The organism is Ensifer sp. EB106-03-01-XG145, from assembly GCF_058792075.1.
Window position 1 is genome coordinate 168212 of sequence record NZ_JBYTEC010000011.1, and the last position, 19711, is coordinate 187922.

Annotated in this window: 13 protein-coding genes; 6 read left to right on the forward strand and 7 right to left on the reverse strand. The window is 63.8% G+C overall.

Going from position 1 to position 19711, the window contains the following annotated elements; all coding sequences use genetic code 11:
• Nucleotides 1-19 precede the first annotated feature (19 nt).
• The gene (locus AC3WWH_RS23970) at nt 20-1051 is read right to left on the reverse strand and encodes a trans-3-hydroxy-L-proline dehydratase (RefSeq protein ID WP_113398820.1); all 1032 of its coding nucleotides are present in this window, start codon (nt 1049-1051) and stop codon (nt 20-22) included.
• A 290-nt stretch (nt 1052-1341) separates the two neighbouring features.
• Here AC3WWH_RS23970 and AC3WWH_RS23975 point away from each other — a divergent pair, with 290 nt between their 5' ends.
• The 5 genes from AC3WWH_RS23975 to hpaH all read left to right on the forward strand — a co-directional run bounded on the left by AC3WWH_RS23975 (nt 1342) and on the right by hpaH (nt 10829).
• The gene (locus tag AC3WWH_RS23975) at nt 1342-2007 is read left to right on the forward strand and encodes a GntR family transcriptional regulator (protein WP_057249206.1); all 666 of its coding nucleotides are present in this window, start codon (nt 1342-1344) and stop codon (nt 2005-2007) included.
• A gap of 211 nt (nt 2008-2218) precedes the next feature.
• Nucleotides 2219-7669, forward strand: a complete 5451-nt coding sequence (locus AC3WWH_RS23980) for an alpha-2-macroglobulin family protein (RefSeq protein ID WP_492377295.1) — start codon at nt 2219-2221, stop codon at nt 7667-7669.
• A gap of 8 nt (nt 7670-7677) precedes the next feature.
• Nucleotides 7678-9759, forward strand: a complete 2082-nt coding sequence (gene pbpC / locus AC3WWH_RS23985) for a penicillin-binding protein 1C (RefSeq protein ID WP_113398821.1) — start codon at nt 7678-7680, stop codon at nt 9757-9759.
• Between the two features lie 53 nt (nt 9760-9812).
• Complete coding sequence (locus AC3WWH_RS23990; RefSeq protein ID WP_244495562.1) at nt 9813-9950, forward strand: hypothetical protein; 138 nt, start codon at nt 9813-9815, stop codon at nt 9948-9950.
• 75 nt (nt 9951-10025) lie between these two features.
• Nucleotides 10026-10829, forward strand: a complete 804-nt coding sequence (hpaH, locus tag AC3WWH_RS23995; protein ID WP_057249209.1) for a 2-oxo-hept-4-ene-1,7-dioate hydratase — start codon at nt 10026-10028, stop codon at nt 10827-10829.
• Between the two features lie 33 nt (nt 10830-10862).
• Here the strand turns inward: hpaH and AC3WWH_RS24000 are convergent, their stop codons facing one another.
• From AC3WWH_RS24000 to gcl, 4 genes are all read right to left on the reverse strand, one after another.
• Nucleotides 10863-12131, reverse strand: coding sequence for a glycerate kinase type-2 family protein (locus tag AC3WWH_RS24000; RefSeq protein ID WP_058322530.1), 1269 nt, complete (start codon nt 12129-12131; stop codon nt 10863-10865).
• Between the two features lie 228 nt (nt 12132-12359).
• Entirely contained in the window at nt 12360-13244 is an 885-nt protein-coding gene (gene glxR / locus AC3WWH_RS24005; RefSeq protein WP_058322531.1) for a 2-hydroxy-3-oxopropionate reductase, read from the reverse strand.
• 5 nt (nt 13245-13249) lie between these two features.
• Nucleotides 13250-14065, reverse strand: coding sequence for a hydroxypyruvate isomerase (gene hyi, locus AC3WWH_RS24010; protein ID WP_058322532.1), 816 nt, complete (start codon nt 14063-14065; stop codon nt 13250-13252).
• 76 nt (nt 14066-14141) lie between these two features.
• Nucleotides 14142-15926 carry a glyoxylate carboligase gene (gcl, locus tag AC3WWH_RS24015; protein WP_058322533.1) on the reverse strand — a complete coding sequence of 595 codons (1785 nt, stop codon included), beginning with the start codon at nt 15924-15926 and terminating at the stop codon, nt 14142-14144.
• A gap of 170 nt (nt 15927-16096) precedes the next feature.
• Here gcl and AC3WWH_RS24020 point away from each other — a divergent pair, with 170 nt between their 5' ends.
• Nucleotides 16097-16918, forward strand: coding sequence for an IclR family transcriptional regulator (locus tag AC3WWH_RS24020; protein WP_058322583.1), 822 nt, complete (start codon nt 16097-16099; stop codon nt 16916-16918).
• Nucleotides 16919-17032: 114 nt separating this feature from the next.
• On the opposite strand, the gene guaD is transcribed toward AC3WWH_RS24020, so the two are convergent.
• Together guaD and AC3WWH_RS24030 are read right to left on the reverse strand one after the other, a co-directional pair.
• Entirely contained in the window at nt 17033-18385 is a 1353-nt protein-coding gene (guaD, locus tag AC3WWH_RS24025) for a guanine deaminase (protein ID WP_113398822.1), read from the reverse strand.
• Nucleotides 18382-19620, reverse strand: coding sequence for a urate hydroxylase PuuD (locus AC3WWH_RS24030; protein ID WP_113398823.1), 1239 nt, complete (start codon nt 19618-19620; stop codon nt 18382-18384). Before AC3WWH_RS24030 ends, guaD begins: the two co-directional genes overlap by 4 nt.
• Between the last annotated feature and the right edge of the window lie 91 nt (nt 19621-19711).

Below are 19711 nucleotides of genomic sequence, written 5' to 3' on the forward strand. Positions count from 1 at the left end.
AGGGCGCCGGTCTGCGCGCTTACTGCTTGCGCGGCCAGGTATCGGCAAGCCGATAGCCGGCCGGCCAGGGATCGGCCGGGTCGAGCATCACCTGGTGCGTGCCGGTGATCCAGGCGCGGCCGGAGATTTCCGGCACGATCGCCGGGCGTCCCCCGACCGTCGTCTCGCCGACGATGCGGCAATCGAACGTCGAATCGATGATAGAATGGCCGCTGAACCGCTGGCCGACCTTCATCACGCCGCGGGCATGCAATACCGCCATGCGTGCCGAACAACCGGTGCCGGTCGGCGAACGGTCGAGCTTGGCCGGCTGGATGACAACCGTGTTGCGACCGTGCAGAACGCCGTCCTTTTCCTCGATCGGCAGCGTGAGCTGGCAGAAGGAGATGTGATCCCATTCCGGATTTTCCGGATGGGTGAAACCGAGCTGTTCATTGGCCGCGCGGGTGATCTTGATGCCGGTTTCGGCGAGTTCACGCGCCTCGTCCGGCGTCACGGAAAAGCCAAGCGCGCGGGCGTCGGTGATGACGAAGCTGTCGCCGCCATAGGCGGTGTCGACCGCGAGTGTACCCAGGCCCTCGACCTCGAGCTTGGCGTCGAGCTTGTCGGCAAACGACGGAACGTTGGTGACGGTGATGCGCTCGGCCTTGCCGTTGCGGCACTCAGCGACGACGTTCACCAGTCCGCCCGGCGCCTCCAGCACCATGCGAGTTTCCGGCTCCTGCATCGGCACGATGCCGCTGTCGAGCAGCACGGTGGAAACGCAGATGGAGTTGGAGCCGGACATCGGCGGCGTATCCTCGGGCTCCATGATGATGAAGCCCATCGTCGCGCGCGGATCCTTCGGAGGCACGAGAAGGTTGATGTGGCGGAAGACACCGCCGCGTGGCTCGTTGAGCACGAAATTGCGCAGTATCTGGTCTTCAGCGATGAAGCGGCGCTGTTCCCATAGCGTATTTCCGGGCGGGGGTGCGACGCCGCCGACGATGACGTCGCCGACTTCGCCCTCCGCGTGGCAGGAAACGATGTGGACGACCTTGTTGCTGCGCATGCCTCTTCTCCTTCCAAGCGGTGGACGGGGGCCACCTGGGCGACCGATACCCTGCGCATCGGCCGTGCTCCCGCATATTACCGGGATGATACGCGACAGCGCTGAGCCCGACGAAAAGACTCATAGAAATATTGGATCCAATATACAATCTGAAATATTCGAAATCGCCTCTTGGGCCACAAGGCTCTGTTGCCCGGCGTCTGAATTGGACCTATGACCATTGACCAACAACGCAAAAACGCTTCCGAATCCGCCGAGCCGGAAGGCTTGGCCAGCAGGGTTTGAACACGATGAAACTCGATGCCGTCGATGTCAGGCAAGCCGCCTCAGCCGCCGATATCGTCTATGAAGCCTTGCGCAAGGCGATCATCGAAGGTGACCTCGCCGAGGGCGAGAACCTGCGCCAGGACCACATCGCCCAGATGTTCAACACCAGCCGCATTCCGGTGCGCGAGGCGCTTTCACGCCTTGAGCAGCATGGCCTGATCACCACGGAGCGCTACAAGGGCGCGGTTGTCGCCGGGCTTTCGATCGAAGAAATCGAAGAGATTTTCGAATTCCGCGCGCTCATCGAGGCTGAAGTCATTCGTCTGGCCGTGCCCAATCTCGACCGCCGCACGCTCGAGCTTGCACGCCAGCATTGCGAGGAGTTCGAGCGCGAAGAGAATGCGGAGCGCTGGGGCGAGATCAACCGCAACTTCCACTACAGTCTCTACGAGGCGGCGCGGCGGCCCTATTACCTCCAGATCGTCCGCGCCTCGCTCGACCGTATCGATCGCTACCTTCGGGCACAGTTGACGCTGACGTCAGGCGTTGCCCGGGCGCGTCGCGAACACAAGGCGATCCTGGATGCCTGTATGGCACGCGATGCCGAGCGGGCTTGTGCGTTGACGCGCGACCATATCCTTGATGCCGGTCGCTCGTTGACCATCTTCCTCAGAGAACAAAGAGGCTAGCGGCGCGACTTTCCCGCCGCTTTGACCACCCGTCATAATAGTTTGATTTACATATCGTTTTATCTTGTTTCATTCCGGATCGATTCTTGACTCTTCACACCTGGACTCCCGCTGAAATTGCACTGGAGCTTGATCTCTCCTCGGTTGACAAGCGACGCGGAAGCCTGAAAAGTGAAGCCTCTATCGAGACCGGCAGCGTTGGGAGGACTTGATGTCTGTGCGCGCGTTATTCGGCCTTTCCACCCTACTTTTGTCTCTTTTGACCATCGGAAGTCCCGCCGCTGCGCAGGAGACCGGTCGCCAAGTCGAGATAACGCAGGATGGCGACTATTTCGGTTTCGATCTCAGGACCGAGCAAAACGTCTCGCTCGATGAGTGCCAGCAGACCTGTATCGCCGATCAGTCCTGCCGCGCCTTCACCTACAATCCCAAGGTGAAGTGGTGCTTCCTCAAGTCCGATTACAATCAGCTGAATTCCTTCCCGGGCGCGATCGCCGGCAAGATCGTGCAGCCGCAGGCCGCCGAAGCCGATATCGGCGCGCCGCCGCGGCTGAAATTCCTGTCGGACCAGATCCTGCAGGACGCCCGCAACACCAAGGCCAACCTCGCCCTTGCCGACGACCAGCAGGGGATGGGCGTCAATACGCTCCTCGACATGGCGCGCGGCCAGGCCGGCATGGGCAATATCGAGAACGGCCTGAAGGCGTTCCAGGGTGCGCTGGCGATCACGCCCGACGACGCCGAGCTTTGGCTTGAGACAGCCCGCACGGCCAACCGCATCACCAACAATTCGGCCGTGTCGATGCAAGCGGCGATCGCTGCAATCAACGGTTATGAACTCACGCGCACGACCGAGAGCCGCGCCCATGCGCTCGCCGTCATGGCGAAATCGCTCGAAGGCGCTGAAAACTTCCGCGCCGCACTGGACGCCTACAAGGCGAGCCTGGAGCTGGTGAAGGCGAAATCGGTCGAGGCGGCCTATCTCGATCTCAAGCAGCGCAAGGGCTTCCGCGTGGTCGAGCATACGATCGACTCGGACGCAGCAACGCCCCGCGCCTGCGTGCAGTTCTCAGAACAGCTTCTGAAGAGCGGCGCCGACTATGCCTCCTTCGTCACCGTCAACGGTGCGGCGCCAAAAGCGCTTGAAGCCAAGGGCGACCAGATCTGCGTCGAGGGACTTTCGCATGGCGAGCGTTACAAGCTGACGCTTCGCACCGGCCTGCCCTCCACCGTGGACGAAGTGCTCGAAGCGCCTGTCACCCTCGACATCTATGTCGCGGACCGCGCCCAGATGGTGCGCTTCACCGGCGACAGCTTCGTGCTGCCCTCGACCGCACGCCGCGGCATCCCCCTCGTATCAGTCAATACCGACAGCGCCAAACTCAAGCTCTACCGCGTCGGCGACCGCAGCATCGCCCAGGTGCTGCAGAGCTCGCAGTTCCTGACCCAGCTCGACGGCTACAGCGCCCAGCGCATTGAGGACGAAAGCGGCGAACTCGTATGGCAGGGCACGATCGACATCGCGCGTGACGTCAACAAGGAGGTTGTCACCAGCTTCCCGGTCGACGAGGCGCTGCCTGAGCGCAAGCCCGGCGTCTACGTTCTAACCGCAGCCCCGACCACCGGCGTCAGCCAGGAATGGGATGCGCGGGCGACGCAATGGTTCGTCGTTTCCGATATCGGCGTTTCCACCTATGCCGGCACCGACGGACTGAACGTCTTCGTGCGCTCGCTCGCCTCGGCGGAACCGATCGAAGGCGTTGAACTGCAGCTCGTCGCCAAGAACAACGAGATTCTGGGCACGGCGACCAGCGATGGCGATGGCCGCGTTACTTTCACGGCCGGCCTGATCCGTGGCACGGCCGGACTGACGCCTGCGGTCATCACCGCCAAGAACGGCGAAGACGATTACGTCTTCCTCGACATGAGCCGCGCCGGCTTCGACCTCTCGGACCGCGGCGTCACAGGCCGCGCGGCCCCCGGCGCCATCGACATTCTCGCCTGGACCGAGCGCGGCATCTACCGCGCCGGCGAGACGGTGCATGCCGCAGCGCTTGCCCGCGACGTCGACGGCATGGCGATCGAAAACCTGCCGCTGACCTTCGTCTTCCTGCGCCCGGATGGCGTCGAATATCGCCGCATGACCAGCCCCGGCGGCAAGCTCGGCGGCCATACGCTCGCTCTAGACACCCAGGCAAACGCCATGCGCGGCACCTGGACGATGCAGATCTTCACCGATCCGAAATCCCCGGCGATCGGCGAGAAGCAATTCCTGGTCGATGACTTCGTGCCCGATCGCACCGAATTCGACCTGACCAGCGACGCCAAGGAAATCGCTGTCGGCGAGGCCGCGAGTGTCGCCGTCGACGGGCGTTATCTCTATGGTGCGCCCGCGGCCGGCCTCGAGCTCGAAGGCGAAGTGACGATCAAGCCGACGCGCGAAAGTGCCGCCTTCAAGGGCTATTCCTTCGGTCTCGCCGACGAGGAGGCGAGCGAAGATACCCGCCTGCCGCTCGAAGAATTGTCGTCGCTCGACGAGGAAGGCAAATCCAGCTTCGATGTGCTGCTCGACGAAGTGCCCTCGACCACGCAGTTGCTCGACGCCACCGTGACCGTGCGCATGCGCGAAGCCGGCGGCCGTGCCGTCGAGCGCACGCTGAAACTGCCGGTGCGCGCCGAGGGCCCGATGCTCGGCATCAAGCCGGAATTCGAAGGCGAACTCGCCGAGAACTCCGTCGGCAAGTTCCGCGTCATCGCCGTCGATCCGGCCGGCGCCAAGATCGCCATGCCCGGGGCCTTGTGGAAACTCATCAGCGTCGAGCGCAATTATCACTGGTACCGTGACGGCAGCGCCTGGAAATACGAGCCTGTCGTCACCACCAAGCAGGTGGCAAACGGCAGCGTCGACCTGACGGAAGACGGCGGCGAAATCGCCGTGCCGGTTGGTTGGGGGCGCTATCGCCTGGAGGTCGAGACAGCCTCGATCGACGGCCCGACCTCGAGCGTCGAGTTCGATGCCGGCTGGTATGTCGCTGCCACCTCCACCGAAACGCCCGATGGTCTGGAGATCGCGCTCGACAAGGAGAAATACGCGGTCGGCGACACGGCCAAGCTCAAGGTCTCGCCACGGTTTGCCGGTGAACTGCTGGTAACCGTCGGCACGGAGAACCTGATCACCACCCAGACCGCATCGATTGCCGCAGAGGGCGGCGAAGTCGATCTGCCGGTTACCGAAGCCTGGGGCGCCGGCGCCTATGTGACGGCCACGCTCTATCGCCCGGGCGATGCCCAGGAAAGCCGCATGCCGATGCGCTCGATCGGCATCAAATGGCTCTCGGTCGATCCGGCCGAGCGCAAGCTCGCGGTCACACTCGATGCACCGGAAAAAATGGAACCGCGTAAGGCACTCGACATCAGCCTTCAGGTTGCCGGTGCCAACGAGGAAGCCTATGTGACGATCGCCGCGGTCGACGTCGGCATCCTCAATCTCACGCGTTACGAGGCGCCAGATCCGGAAGCCTGGTACTTCGGCCAGCGGCAGCTCGGACTCGAAATTCGCGACCTCTACGGCCGCCTGATCGACGGCTCGCTTGGCGCCACCGGGCGGCTGCGCACCGGCGGCGACGGCGGACAGGTGGCGCTGCAGGGCAGCCCGCCCACGGAAAAGCTGGTCGCTTTCTTCGAAGGTCCGGTGCAACTCGACGGCGACGGCAAGGCGACCGTCAGCTTCGACATCCCGCAGTTCAACGGAACGGCGCGGCTGATGGCCGTTGCCTGGACGAAGTCCGGCGTCGGCCACGCCACGCGCGACGTGGTGATCCGCGATCCGGTCGTCGTCACCGCCAGCCTGCCGCGGTTCCTGGCGCCGGGAGACCGGTCGGAACTGAGGCTCGACATCACTAACACCGATGCACCGGCCGGCGACTACCAGATCCATGTCACGACCAGTGGTCCTGCCACAGTCGAACAACCGGGCACCGGCAACACGGTGACCCTGGACCAGGGCGGCCGTTCCTCCATCACCTTGCCGGTGGTCGGGCAATACCCCGGCAACGGCGTCGTTACGGTGGCGCTGACCGGTGCCAACGGACTTTCACTGGAACAATCGCTCGATCTGCTTGTGCGTCCGGCAACCCTGCCGGTGACCCAGCGGCAGGTCGTCGCAATCGCGCCCGGAAGCAGCCTGACGGTCGACGGGCAGTTGCTCGCCGACAGCATTCTGCAGGGCGCCTCGGTCAACCTCAGCGTCACGCGTTCGGCCGCCTTCGATATGCCGGCGCTGCTGATGACGCTCGATCGCTACCCCTATGGCTGCGCCGAACAGACGACGAGCCGCGCGCTGCCGCTGCTCTACCTCAGCGAGCTCGCCAAGCAGTCCGGTCTCACCGACGACGAAGGCGTGACGAAACGGGTGCAGGAGGCGATCTATCGCGTACTTTCCTATCAATCGTCGTCGGGCAGTTTCGGCCTCTGGGGCCCGGGTTATGGCGATCTCTGGCTCGACGCCTATGTCACCGATTTCCTCACCCGCGCCCGCGAACAGAAGTACGACGTGCCGGAACTCGCGATGGTCCAGGCGCTTGAAAACCTGCAGAACGGCGTCAGCTACGACACCAATGCCAAGGACCGCGGCAACGAGATCGCCTATGCGCTCTACGTGCTCGCCCGCAATCGCAAGGCGGCGATCAACGACCTGCGCTACTACGCCAACACGCTGATCGACGACTTCCCCACGCCGCTCGCCAAGGCGCATATCGCCGCGGCGCTGGCACTCTATGGCGACGCCCAGGGGTCGCAGGATACCTTTGCCAAGGCGGCGAACATGTCGACCGGCCTCATCAATGTCAGCCTGTCGCGCTCCGATTACGGCTCGTCGCTGCGTGACAACGCGGCGGTGCTGGCGCTCGCCGCCGAAAGCCGCCCGGTTCCGCCGATCGTTCCCGAGTTGTCGAAGATCGTCGCGCGCGAATGGGAGCAGAAGACTTACACCAGCACCCAGGAACAGGCCTGGATGCTGCTTGCCGCCCGCGCCATCCAGAACGGCGATGAGGACATGGCACTGGAGGTCAATGGCGCATCGAAGACCGGCAGCTACGCCGCCCAGATGACCGGCGACGCGCTTACGACCCATCCGATCGTGATCCGCAACCAGGGCGCCGATCCGGTCTCGGCCGTCGTCACCACGGTTGCCGCACCCGCCCAACCGCTTTCGGCCGGCGGCGACGGTTTCACCATCGAGCGCACCTACTACACGCTCGACGGCGCCGAGGCGAACGTCATGGAAGCGCGACAGAACCAGCGCTATGTCGTCGTACTGAAAGTGACGGAGGCCAACGACTGGCCGTCGCGCGTGCTCGTCACCGACCTGTTGCCGGCCGGCTTCCAGATCGACAATCCGAGCCTCGTCGACAGCGCCCAGCTCAGCAACTTCGAGTGGCTCGGCGAAATCACTGCGACGCATACGGAATTCCGAAACGACCGCTTCGTTGCGGCGCTGGACCGCAGCATCGGGGCCGGGCGCGAAGTCACGCTCGCCTATGTGGTGCGTGCCGTGACCCCGGGCGTTTACGACCATCCGGCTGCCTCCGTCGAGGATATGTACCGGCCGCAGCTTTCGGCCCGCACTGCCACCGGGCGCATGGAGGTTCAGGCGGCACAATAGGCACGACCATGTCGACTGGGCGCAAACTGCTGATCGCCTTGCCCGTCTGCCTGCTGCTGACGGGGCTGACGGGCTTTGCGATCGAGAAGGCCGACGAGGCCTTCCCGCCCCCACTTGCGGAGGCTGCCGTCGTCTCACGTGAGGTGGACGACGCCAGCGGTCAATTGTTGCGCGCCTTCGCAACACCGGAAGGTCTCTGGCGGTTGAAGACGACGGTCGACGATGTCGATCCGCAGTTTCTTGAGATGCTGATCGCCTATGAGGACCAGCGCTTCCGGGAGCATTCGGGCGTCGATTTCCTCGCGCTCGGCCGCGCTGCTCTGCAATTCGTCAGCAACGGCCGGATCGTCTCAGGTGCCTCGACGCTCTCGATGCAAGTCGCACGCCTGATCGAGCCGCGCGCGCAGCGCTCCGTCACCGCCAAGCTCTTACAGATCGCCCGCGCTATCCAGATCGAAAGGCGCCTGTCGAAGGACCAGATCCTCAACCTCTACCTCACCCACGCGCCCTATGGCGGAAACATCGAGGGTGTGCGCGCGGCAAGCCTCGCCTGGCTCGGCAAGGAGCCGAAGCGGCTGACCGCCGGTGAGGCAGCGCTGCTCGTCGCCCTGCCGCAATTGCCGGAAAAGCGCCGGCCGGATCGCAATCATGCCGCGGCAGTCGCTGCCCGCGAGCGGGTGCTGACCCGTCTCGCCGTCGCTGACGTCATCGGGGACGGCGAAGCCGAGCGCGCAATCGCGACATCTGTCCCCTCGCGCCGCCTACAGCTGCCGTCCTATGCCGCCCATCTCGCCGAGCGCGCGTTGCGCAAGGACGCGCACGCGGCCCAGCATCAGACGACCTTGCGCCTCGCCGTCCAGCGTAACCTCGAGGCCGTGGCAAAGGAGGGCGCTGCCAAGCTGGGGCCGAAGGTTTCGGTCGCCATGATGATGGCCGATGCCAAAACCGGCGAGATCGTCGCTTCGGTCGGATCTGCCGACTATTTTGATGCGAGCCGCTCCGGTTGGATCGACATGACCCGTATCACGCGCTCGCCGGGTTCCACCCTCAAGCCATTCATCTACGGCCTCGCCTTCGAAGAGGGGCTCGTCAGCCAGGAAACGATCATCGAGGATCGGCCGGCGGATTTCTTCGGCTATCGTCCACGCAACTTCGACATGAGCTATCAGGGCGATGTCAGCGTGCGCGAGGCGCTGCAATTGTCGCTGAACGTACCGGCGATCCGCCTTCTCGACGCCGTCGGCCCGGCTGAGCTGATGATGCGCTTCCGCCGCGCCGAGGTGAAACCGGGGCTGCCGGCAGGCGAAGCGCCCGGACTTGCGATCGGCCTTGGCGGCGTCGGTCTTTCGCTGCGCGATCTCGTCCAGCTTTATGCCGCACTTGCCAATCGCGGCTTCCCCCTTCGTCTTGGCGACGGCATCGATGGCAAGGCCGGCCTGATCGAGGCCGAACCCTTACTTTCCCCCGTCGCCGTCTGGAATGTTTCCGATGCGCTCTCGGGCGTGTTGCCGCCGACGGGCAGCCGCCAGCGCGGCATCGCCTACAAGACCGGCACCAGCTACGGCTACCGCGACGCCTGGTCGGTCGGCTATGACGGCCGCCACGTGCTCGGTGTCTGGGTCGGCCGTCCCGACAACGGTGCCGTACCAGGCCTCACCGGCTATGGCAGTGCCGCCCCCATTCTCTTCGAAGGCTTCGCCAAGTCAGGCTTCGGCATAACGCCGCTACCGGATGCTCCTGCCGGCGCGATCCGCATTTCGCAAGCGGAACTGCCGATCAGCCAGCGCCGCTTCTCGCTGACCGCTAGCGGCCTCGTCAACGCTTCAGCGCGCGAACCGGCGCCGCAGATCGTCTTCCCGCCCGAAGGCTCGCGCGTCGAACTTGGGATGGATCATCAGGCAATTTCGCCGCTGACGCTCAAGCTGCAAGGCGGACGAGCGCCATTCCGCTGGCTCGCCAATGGCCGGCCTCTCCCTGAGCTGACCCGGCGCCGCGTGACACAATGGCAGCCGGATGGCGTCGGCTATTCGACACTCACCGTCATCGACGCGGTCGGCCGCGCCGCCAGCGTGCGCGTCTTTATCGAGTAGCGGCGCTCCGTTCACGCACGCCATCCTCGGGATTTGCAGCCAGTACTGCCGCGGTGGCCGATGTCGCCGCCGTGTTCCTCGCTTCCTTCACGCTCGGGCGGCTGGCTGGTGGCGCCGGCCACCTGGTGCCCCGCGCTTGCGGCTCGATCCTCATCGGCCTTGGCCTGATGCTGGCGAGCCAGCCGATCTGACTATCACAAGACGACCGGTGCCCGCGTGGCTACCTTGGTGTATCGTGAGACACGCTGGAGTGGAGGGGCCGGACCATGCTGAATGCAACCGAGATCGCCAAGGCTGCCGAAAGCCTGCATCAGGCAGAGCAGGATCGAAAACAGATCGGGCTTCTGTCGCTCAAACATCCCGACATGACTGTCGACGACGCCTATGCGATCCAGGCGGCCTTGGTCAGGCGCAAGCGCGACGACGGCCACCGCATCATCGGCTGGAAAATCGGCCTGACGTCCAACGCCATGCAGCAGGCACTCGGCATCGACACGCCGGATTCCGGCGTACTCTTCGACAACATGCTGTTCGATGATGGCGCAAGCATTCCGGCCGACCGCTTCATTCAACCACGGGTCGAAGCCGAGATCGCCTTCGTGATGAAGGCCGGACTGAAGGGTCCGCGCGTCAATATCGTCCAGGTGCTGAACGCCACGGACTATGTGATGCCGGCGCTGGAAATCCTCGACAGCCGCATCGTCCGCACGGATCCGAAAAGCAAGAAGGCGCGAACCCTCGTCGATGCGATCTCTGACAATGCCGCCAATGGCGGCCTCATCCTCGGCGGTCGCGCCGTACGTCCGGATAGGGTCGACATGCGCTGGATGGGCGCTATCGTCTCGCGCAATGCGGTGATCGAGGAGACGGGGCTTGCGGCCGGCGTCCTCAACCATCCGGCCCGCGGCATCGCCTGGCTTGCCAACCGGCTTGCGCAATGCGGCGATGCAATCGAGCCCGGTCAGATCGTCCTCTCAGGCTCTTTCATCCGCACGCTCGAGGCCAAGAGCGGCGACACGATCGTCGCGGATTTCGGCGCGTATGGCTCGGTGAGCTGCCACTTCGCCTAACGCGAACAGTGGCTGGCTACGCACACGCCCGTTTCACTGCACCAGGATGGCGCGGAAATCATTCACATTGGTGCCGGTCGGCCCCGGCTTGAAGAGATCGCCGAGCGCGTTAAACGCCGTCCAGCTGTCGTTCTTCTGCAGCAGCGCTGCCGCATCGAGCCGTTGGGCGACGAGCCGGGCGATGGTCGTATCATCGGCAAAGGCGCCGGCATTGTCCTCCGACCCGTCGATGCCGTCGGTGTCGGCGGCGAGCGCCGAGACACCCTTGGCGCCATCGATGCCGAGCGCCAGCGCCAGCAGAAACTCGCTGTTGCGGCCGCCCTTGCCCTTCCCGCGGATCGTCACCGTCGTCTCTCCACCCGAGAGTACGACGACAGGCTTGGCGAACGGACGGCCGCGACCGGCAACCTCACGGGCGATCGCCGCATGCACGCCGCCAACATCGCGCGCCTCGCCCTCGATCGCATCGGAAAGAATGATCGCTTCAATGCCCGCGGCACGCGCCTCGGTAGCCGCAGCCTCGAGCGAGACCGACGCGGACGCGATGAGCCGGACTTCGTTTCGGGCAAAGCGCAGATCGTCAGGCGACGGCGCGACGCTATTCGGGCTTTTTATCCAAGCCATGACATTGGCCGGCAAATCCAGGCTGTAGCGCTCGATGAGCGTCAGCGCATCCTCGCGAGTGCTCGCATCGGCAAGCGTGGGGCCGGAAGCGACCAGCGCCGGATCGTCGCCTGGAATATCGGAGACGATCAGCGAGACGACCTTTGCCGGATAGGCGGCGGCGGCAAGCCTGCCGCCCTTGATCATCGAGACGTGCTTGCGCACGGCGTTCATGGCGCTGATCGGCGCACCGGAGGCAAGCAGTGCCCGGTTGACGGCAATCTCGTCTTCCAGCGCCAGGCCGGGCGGAGGCGAAGGCAGAAGCGCCGAGCCACCGCCGCAGACGAGCGCCACGACGAGGTCGTCCTCCGTCAGCCCGCTGACTTCCGTGAGCAACCGCTTCGAGGCAAGTAAACCGTTCTCATCGGGGAGCGGGTGCGACGCTTCAAGCACCTCGATCTTCTCGCAAGGGGCAGCGTAGCCATAGCGGGTGACGACCACGCCAGAAAGCGGGCCACCCCAATGGCGCTCGAAGGCGGCCGCCATCTGCGCCGCGCCCTTGCCGGCGCCGACGACCACCGTGCGCCCCTTCGGCCGCTCCGGCAGATTGGCCGCAATCACCTTTTCCGGGTCAGCCGCGGCAACGGCCGAGGTGAACAGGGTTTCCAGGAAGCGGCGTGGGTCGGTGATGGCTGGCATTTGTCTCCCCTTAGAGCACTTACGCAATTTCCGGGCGGAAAACCGCTTCACACTTTTCCTGGAATTGCCTGATGATGTCTCGGGCGGCGGTTCCTCCAACCGCCGCCCGGACACATGACCGGCCCGCACAATGGGTTGCCGGACGGATCATGTGCATTTCATGCCTTGCGCTTTTGAAGCGGCGCAATTCCGAACAGAAAGCCGCTTCACACTTTTCCGGGAATTGCGCTAGGCGACCTGGTGGTTCGCCATGCGCTCCAGCGCGCGCACGAGACCGGAGTGGTCAAGACCGCTGTCGCCGTTGGCGGCGCAGTTGTTGAAGAGCTCCTGCGTGGCTGCCGTGTTTGGCAGCGAGATGCCGAGCGACTTTGCGCCCTGGAGAGCCAGGTTCAGGTCCTTCTGGTGCAGCGAGATGCGGAAGCCCGGGTCGAAGGTGCGCTTGATCATGCGCTCGCCGTGTACCTCGAGAATGCGCGAGGAAGCAAAGCCGCCCATCAGCGCCTCGCGAACACGTGCCGGGTCGGCACCAGCCTTGGACGCGAAGACGAGCGCTTCCGAAACCGCTTCGATCGTCAGCGCGACGATGATCTGGTTGGCAACCTTGGTGACCTGGCCATCGCCGCAGTCACCAACGAGGGTGATGTTCTTGCCCATCAGCTGCAGGAGCGGCAGGGCGCGGTCGAAGCTTTCCTGGGCGCCGCCGGCCATGATCGAGAGCGAGGCGTTCTTGGCGCCGACTTCACCGCCGGAGACCGGAGCGTCGATATATTCGGCGCCGGTTTCGCGAACCTTCTTGGCGAATTCCTTCGTCTCGATCGGCGAGATCGAGCTCATGTCGATGACGAGCTTGCCCTTGGAAAGGCCGTAAGCAACGCCGTTTTCGCCGAAGAGGACGTCCTTCACCTCAGGCGTGTCCGGCAGCATCAGGATGATCGTGTCGACAGTCTCGGCGAGCGCCTTCGGCGTATCGACGAACTTGAGGCCGTTGTCGAGCAGTTCCTGGCGCGGCGGAATGACGAACTTCGAGGTGACGATGGTGTGGCCGGCATCCTGCAGGTGGCGCGCCATCGGCGTGCCCATGATACCCAGTCCAATGAAACCGATTGTTGCCATGGTGCTTAGCTCCTGATCTTGATGATGTCTGCGGATTGGGTGCGCTGGCGCTCGGTGCCGAGCCAGTCAAGGCCATCGGCCGTGGTGGTGCGCGGCTTGTATTCGCAACCGATCCAGCCGTCATAGCCGGCCTCTTCCAGCGCGTCGAAAACGAAGGGATAGTTGATCTCGCCGGTGCCCGGCTCGTTGCGGCCGGGATTATCGGCAAGCTGAACGTGGGCGATGCGGTTGGCAAAGCGCTTGTAGGTACCGACCAGTTCACCCTCTGTGCGCTGCTGGTGGTAAAGATCGTACTGGATGAAGAGATTGTCGCTGCCGACTTCCTCGATGATCGAAGCGGCCTGCCCCACCGTGTTCAGGTAGAAGCCCGGAATGTCGAAGCGGTTGATCGGCTCGATCAGCAGGCGAATGCCATGCTTGCCGAGTTCAGCCGCGGCGAGCTTCAGGTTCGCAACCAGCGTCGTGCGCAGGATGCTGTCGGACACGCCATCCGGTGCGATACCGACCAGGCAGTTGACCTGCTTGCAGTCGAGCGCCGTCGCGTAGTCGATGGCGCTTGCGACACCCTTGCGGAATTCGTCAACCCGGTCAGGCAGGATGGCGATGCCGCGTTCGCCGCGGGCCCAATCGCCAGCCGGCAGGTTGTGCAGAACCTGGGTCAGGCCGTGGCGCTGAAGCTCGGCGCGCAGGCTCACCTTCTCGAATTCGTAGGGAAACAGATATTCCACGCCTTCGAAGCCGGCCTTGGCAGCAAGGGCGAAACGATCGAGGAACGGCGCCTCGTTGAACAGCATTGTCAGGTTCGCAGCGAACTTCGCCATGCGATGCTTCCTCCTTGTATTCATCTTTGGAGCGGGATGCGGGCGGCGGACCGCCCACACCTCAGTCAGGCGGGCTTCAGTCGAGCAGAGCGGTGATCGCCGTCGGTACGTCTTCACCGCGGATCGCCAGTTCCTCGAACTCGACGACGGCGTTGATGTCCGCGCCCATGGAGATGTTGGTGACGCGCTCGAGGATGAACTCGATGACAACAGGAACCTGGTGCTCGTCCATCAGCGCCCGTGCCCGATCAAAGGCCTCCTGGAACTCGTTCGGGCTGCGCACCCGGATCGCCTTGCAGCCGAGGCCCTCGGCAACCGCGACGTGGTCGACGCCGTACCCCTTCTCCGCATCGCCCGAGGCATTGATGTTGTCGAAGGCAAGGCTGACCTCGAAGTCCATGTTGAAGCCGCGCTGCGCCTGGCGGATGAGGCCGAGGTAGGAATTGTTCACGACGACATGCAGATAGGGCAGCTTGTGCTGAGCGCCGACGGCCAGTTCCTCGATCAGGAACTGGAAGTCGTAGTCGCCGGAAAGCGCAACGATCGGCCGGTCCGGATCAGCGGCGCGAACGCCGAGAGCCGCTGGCAAAGTCCAGCCGAGCGGGCCGGCCTGGCCGCAGTTGATCCAGTTGCGCGGCTTGTAGACGTGCAGGAACTGCGCACCGGCGATCTGGCTGAGACCGATGGTGGAGACGTAGCAGGTGTCACGGCCGAAGGCCTTGTTCATCTCCTCGTAAACGCGCTGGGGCTTGAGCGGCGTCTGGTCGAAGTGCGTCTTGCGCAGCATGGTGCGCTTGCGCTCGCGGCACTCTTCCGCCCAGGCGGACCAATCGCGCAGCTTGCCGGCCGTCTTCCACTCCGTCGCGACGTCGAGGAAGAGTTTCAGCGCAGCGCCGGCATCCGAGACGATACCGAAATCAGGCGCGAAGACACGACCGATCTGGGTCGGCTCGATATCGACGTGAACGAACTTGCGGCCTTCCGTATAGGTCGGAACGTTGCCGGTGTGGCGGTTGGCCCAACGGTTGCCGACACCGAGAACGAAGTCGGAAGCGAGCATGCTGGCGTTGCCGTAGCGGTGCGAGGTCTGCAGGCCGCACATGCCGGCCATCAGCGGATGGTCGTCGGGGATCGTGCCCCAGCCCATCAGCGTCGGGATGACAGGAATGCCGGTGATCTCGGCGAATTCGGTCAAGAGGTCCGAGGCGTCGGCGTTGATGATGCCGCCGCCGGCGACGATCAGCGGACGCTCCGCCTCGTTCAGCATGGCCAGGGCCTTCTCGGCCTGGGCACGCGTCGCCTTCGGCTTATAGGGCTCAAGCGGCTGATAGGTGTCCGGATCGAACTCGATCTCGGCGAGCTGGACGTCGACCGGCAGGTCGATCAGCACCGGGCCGGGACGGCCGGAGCGCATGATGTGGAAAGCCTTCTGGAAGACGAAGGGAACCAGCGCGGGCTCCATGACGGTAACCGCCCACTTGGTTACGGGTGCGGCGATCTTCGCAATATCGACAGCCTGGAAGTCTTCCTTGTCGAGCCGGGCGCGCGGCGCCTGCCCAGTGATGCAGAGGATCGGGATCGAATCCGCCGAAGCCGAATAGAGGCCGGTGATCATGTCGGTGCCGGCCGGGCCCGACGTACCGATGCAGACGCCGATATTGCCATGCTTGGCGCGGGTATAACCTTCGGCCATATGCGAGGCACCCTCGACGTGGCGGGCGAGAATGTGGCGGACGGAACCGCGAGCCTTCAGAGCCGAATAGAACGGGTTGATGGCGGCGCCAGGTACGCCGAAGGCACAGTCGATGCCTTCCTTCTCCAGAACATAAACAGCCGCGTCAACGGCACGCATCTTAGCCATGGGAACTCCTCCTATTTCCTGAAAACATAATCCATAATTCTCGATACGCAACACATAAATGGAAATCATTTCCATCATGTGGAAATAAAGATTTTCAACAATTCGGAGAAAATCCCTCCGTGGCCTGATAGAGGATGATGGCGAGAGACGTGATTTGCAGAGAGGCTTCGATGGACGGCAACGGCAGGGGAAAACGCGGACGCAAGGCGGGCGAGAATGCAGCACCGTCATCCGTACAGGTGCTCGATCGCAGCCTTGCTCTTCTGACGGTCGTCGCCCAGGAGGACGGCTCGACCTTGACCCAGCTTGCCGACCAAACAGGCATGGCGCCATCCACAGTGCATCGCCTGCTGACGACACTGGCCGGCCACGGCATGGTGATGAACGACCCGGACACCGGCGCCTGGACCGTCGGCCTCAAGGCGTTCGAGATCGGCAACGCCTATCTGCGCTTCCGCAAGCTCGGAACGATCAGCCGCCCCTTCCTCAAGGGCCTCATGGAGGAAAGCGGCGAGACGGCGAATATCGGCATCGAGGAAGGCGGCGACGTCGTCTTCATCTCGCAGGTCGAAAGCCACGCGCCGATGCGCGCCTTCTTCCGCCCCGGCCGCCGCGGTCCGGTTCATGCCTCCGGCATCGGCAAGGCGATCCTTTCGACCTGGTCGGACAAGGAGATCGCCCAGCTGCTCGGTGGCCGCGAACTCGCGCATTTCACCGACAAGACCCGCGACACGCTGCCGGCGCTGCTCAAGGACATCCAGGAAATCCGCCACCGCGGCTGGTCCGTCGACGACGAGGAGCACACGCTCGGCATGCGCTGTGTCGCAGCACCAATCTTCAACGAATATGGCGAAACCATCGCCGGCATTTCGATCTCCGGCCCGTCCGTCCGCGTCAGCGACCAGAAGCTTTCGACCTTCGGCCCCATCGTGCGCGAACGCGCCGACGCCCTGACGAGGGCAATGGGTGGCAAACGGCCGGAAGACCTGTAACGGCCCAGACGAAAGCGCCGCGCATCGATCAAGACGCGCGGCGCTGGGAGATTCTGCTTTGAGCACCAATCGGTGTCCGGCCGGCGGCGAATGAGGCGCAGTCGGCGTCCGCCCCTATGCGGTCTCGAAGTTTCTCGTCACCGCGTTCGCGGTATGCTTGGCCGCGGTCGCAACACCCTTCATCGGCTTGCCGCCGACATAGGTTTCGGCCACCGACCGGTCGTCGCCCATTGTCTGCAGGATGAAGAGCTCTTCCGCCAGCGAACCGGCGACCCGCATGCGCAGCTCCATCGACGGCTTTGCGCGACTGTCCAGCACCACGATATCGGCATCGGCGCCGATATGCAGCGAGCCTATGCGGTCGTCGAGGTCCAGCGCCCGGGCGTTGCCGAGCGTCATACGGTAGAAGGAGTTGAACGGTGTCAGCCGCTGGCCCTGCAGGTGCAACACCTTATAGGCCTCGTCCATCGTCTCCAGCATCGAGAAGCTCGTTCCGGCGCCGACGTCGGTCGCGACCGACCAGCGCGCGCCGAGCTTGTCGAAGCGATCCCTGTCAAAGAGACCGGAGCCGAGGAACAGGTTCGAGGTCGGGCAGAAGGTGCCGACCGCGCCTGTCTCGGCGAGAACCGAGATCTCGCGATCGCTCAAATAAATGCAGTGGCCGAGCAAGGTCTTGCGTGTCAGAAGGTCGTAGCGCGCGTAGATATCGGTGTAGTCCTTGGCCTCCGGATAGAGCGAGGTCGCGAAGGCGATCTCGTCCTTGTTCTCGGAAAGATGCGTCTGGACGTAGCACTCCGGGTGCTCGGCCACGAGCGTGCGGCTCATCTCCATCTGTTCCGGGGTCGAAGTGATGGCAAAGCGCGGGCTGATGGCGTAATGCGCACGGCCGCGGCCGTGCCACTTGGCGATCAGCGCCTTGGTCTCGTCATAGCCCAGTTGCGGCGTATCGCGCAGCGCGTCGGGCGCATTGCGGTCCATCATCACCTTGCCGCCGATCATCAGCATGCCGCGGGCTTCCGCGGCGCTGAAATAGGCGTCGACGCTTTCCGGGTGCACCGAGCAATAGGCGACGGCCGTCGTCGTGCCGTTGGACAGAAGCTCGTCCATGAAACGGCCGGCGATGTAGTCGGCATGTTCCGGCTTCCGGAACTTCTGCTCCTCGACGAAGATGTAGGTATTCAGCCATTCGAGAAGCTGCGCGCCGTAGGAGGCGATCGCCTGCGTCTGCGGGAAATGCAGGTGCGTGTCGATCAGGCCAGGCAACACCAGATTGGGGCGGTGGTCCGCGACCTTGACGCCGGCGCCGGCGCGGCGGGCGACTTCGGCATGCTCGCCGATATCGGCAACCTTGCCGCCCCGCACCAGCACGGCGCCGTCCTCGAAGTAGCGATAGGAGGCGGTATCGTCGATGTCCTTGGGCTCGTCGACAAAGGTCAGAACGCGGCCGCGGATCAGCAAATCGGTCATTGGGTCTTTCCTCCATTCACGACGGATTCGTACCAGGCGACGAGCAACTGCCGCTCCTCGTCCGATACGCCGGTGACGTTGGCGGGCGGCATCGCATGCGAACGGCCGGCCTGCAGATAGATTTCACGCGCGTGGTTTGCGATCTCGGTGTCGGTTTCGAGCGTCACGCCCTTCGGCGGCACGACCAATCCTTCCCAGCCCGGTTCCTTGGCATGGCACATGGAACAGCGGCCAAGCACGGTGTCGCGGACCTTCGGAAAGGCTTCCGCCGTCACGAAGGGCTGCTGCGCGGCGGAGATCTTTTCCTCGCCACCGCCGGCAAGCACCTTCGGCACGGTCGACAGCCACATGATCGCGACGAAGAGCAGCGCGGTGACGAGCCAGGTCCAGGTCGGATTGCCCTTGTCGGCGTGGCGGGTGTTGAACCAGTGGCGGATGGTGACGCCCATCAGAAACACCAGCGAGGCGATGATCCAGTTGAACTGGGTGCCAAAGGCCAGCGGGTAGTGGTTCGACAGCATCAGGAACAAAACTGGCAGCGTCAGGTAGTTGTTGTGGGTTGAGCGCTGCTTGGCGATCACGCCGTACTTGGGATCCGGCGTGCGGCCCGCGATCAGGTCGCCGACGACAACCTTCTGGTTCGGAATGATGATGAAGAACACGTTGGCCGACATGATCGTCGCGGTAAATGCGCCGAGATGCAGGAAGGCGGCGCGGCCGGTGAAGAGCTGCGTGTAACCCCAGGCCATGCCGACGAGGATGAAGTACAGAAGCACCATCAGCCTGGTGTTGTCGCGGCCGAAGGGCGACTTGCAGATCGTGTCATAGGCGAGCCAGCCGAAGGCGATCGAGCCCAGTGAGATGGCGATCGCCACCGGCTTAGAAACATCGAGCACGTGCGGATCGATCAGGTAGAGGTCGGCACCGGCATAGTAGACCATGCACAGCATGCCGAAGCCTGAAAGCCAGGTGACGTAGGATTCCCATTTGAACCAGATCAGGTGCTCCGGCATGTTGGCCGGCGCCACCAGATACTTCTGGATGTGGTAAAAGCCGCCGCCGTGCACCTGCCACTCTTCGCCATAGGCACCGACCGGCAGATCCGGTCGCTTCTTCAGGCCAAGGTCAAGTGCAACGAAATAAAATGACGAACCGATCCACGCGATACCCGTGATGACGTGCAGCCATCTCATGGCAAAGGTGAGCCAATCCCAGGCTATGGCATACTCGTACATGGAATTCTCCCATTTCTCCTCGGACCATTATGTGTCATTGCTGGAGGTCGCGGGAACGTCGCTGCTTCACCAACACTTTCAAAAAAATCTA

Bases quoted from the DNA above. Each gene is read 5' to 3' on its own strand.
- AC3WWH_RS23975 (WP_057249206.1), top strand. From the start codon at position 1,342: ATGAAACTCGATGCCGTCGATGTCAGGCAAGCCGCCTCAGCCGCCGAT.
- hyi (WP_058322532.1), bottom strand. From the start codon at position 14,065: ATGGCGAAGTTCGCTGCGAACCTGACAATGCTGTTCAACGAGGCGCCG.
- gcl (WP_058322533.1), bottom strand. From the start codon at position 15,926: ATGGCTAAGATGCGTGCCGTTGACGCGGCTGTTTATGTTCTGGAGAAG.
- glxR (WP_058322531.1), bottom strand. From the start codon at position 13,244: ATGGCAACAATCGGTTTCATTGGACTGGGTATCATGGGCACGCCGATG.
- AC3WWH_RS23970 (WP_113398820.1), bottom strand. From the start codon at position 1,051: ATGCGCAGCAACAAGGTCGTCCACATCGTTTCCTGCCACGCGGAGGGC.
- hpaH (WP_057249209.1), top strand. From the start codon at position 10,026: ATGCTGAATGCAACCGAGATCGCCAAGGCTGCCGAAAGCCTGCATCAG.
- AC3WWH_RS23980 (WP_492377295.1), top strand. From the start codon at position 2,219: ATGTCTGTGCGCGCGTTATTCGGCCTTTCCACCCTACTTTTGTCTCTT.
- AC3WWH_RS24000 (WP_058322530.1), bottom strand. From the start codon at position 12,131: ATGCCAGCCATCACCGACCCACGCCGCTTCCTGGAAACCCTGTTCACC.
- guaD (WP_113398822.1), bottom strand. From the start codon at position 18,385: ATGACCGATTTGCTGATCCGCGGCCGCGTTCTGACCTTTGTCGACGAG.
- pbpC (WP_113398821.1), top strand. From the start codon at position 7,678: ATGTCGACTGGGCGCAAACTGCTGATCGCCTTGCCCGTCTGCCTGCTG.
- AC3WWH_RS24020 (WP_058322583.1), top strand. From the start codon at position 16,097: ATGGACGGCAACGGCAGGGGAAAACGCGGACGCAAGGCGGGCGAGAAT.
- AC3WWH_RS24030 (WP_113398823.1), bottom strand. From the start codon at position 19,620: ATGTACGAGTATGCCATAGCCTGGGATTGGCTCACCTTTGCCATGAGA.